We start from the raw sequence: 295 nt of genomic DNA, 5'->3' as shown, positions 1-295 counted from the left end.
GAAAGTGCCTTTGCGAAGGTTGCCAATGACTTCAAACCTGACGTCATCGTCCATTTGGCCGCGCAAGCTGGCGTTCGCTACAGCCTCGAAAACCCTAAAGCCTATCTGGATTCCAACATCGTCGGCACCTTCAACGTGATGGAAGCCGCTCGCGAGCTGAAGATTGATCACTTGCTCATGGCCTCTACCTCTTCGGTCTATGGCGCAAACGAAGAGATGCCGTTTGACGAGACCGAGAAATGCGACACACCACTGACGTTCTATGCCGCGACAAAAAAAGCCAACGAGAGCATGG

Annotated in this window: 1 protein-coding gene; it reads left to right on the top strand. The window is 52.9% G+C overall.

Features of this window, described 5'->3' with window-relative positions; all coding sequences use genetic code 11:
• Positions 1–295: GDP-mannose 4,6-dehydratase (locus ACTG34_RS08575; RefSeq protein ID WP_439104532.1), on the top strand; the 295-nt coding region annotated here is incomplete at both ends.

It is taken from the genome of Celeribacter marinus, assembly GCF_965656515.1.
Classification (GTDB): Bacteria; Pseudomonadota; Alphaproteobacteria; order Rhodobacterales; family Rhodobacteraceae; genus Celeribacter; species Celeribacter marinus_D.
The sequence above is the reverse complement of the archived record's forward strand: the minus strand, read 5'-3'. Positions and strand labels throughout refer to the sequence as shown.